At 51.1% G+C, this 272-nt stretch carries 1 protein-coding gene; it reads right to left on the bottom strand.

All coding sequences use genetic code 11. The features are described from left to right. A partial coding sequence (locus NG904_RS17105; protein WP_252232946.1) for a hypothetical protein occupies nt 1–272 on the bottom strand: 272 nt, incomplete at both ends.

Here is a 272-nt window from a genome sequence, read left to right as displayed (position 1 = left end):
CAGATATTGCGGATCAGCAAACGACCTTTCGCCGTCACCTGAATTCCCTTCTCGCTAATATCCACCAGCCCATCTTTCGCCAGCGGCGACAGTAACTGCAAATCTTCGGCAAAATACTCAGCGAAATGCAAACCCCACTGCTGTTCGACAGCGTTAAAATCCAGGCGGAAGTTACAAATCAGCGCCTTGATAACATCGCGACGAATGCAATCATCACGGGTCAGCGTAATACCACGCCATAGCGCATTGCCCCGCTCATCCACTTGCTGGTA

It is taken from the genome of Clostridium sp. ZBS15, assembly GCF_023845705.1.
GTDB classification, from domain to species: domain Bacteria; phylum Bacillota; class Clostridia; order Clostridiales; family Clostridiaceae; genus Clostridium; species Clostridium aquiflavi.
This window is presented reverse-complemented; position numbering and strand designations above follow the sequence as displayed.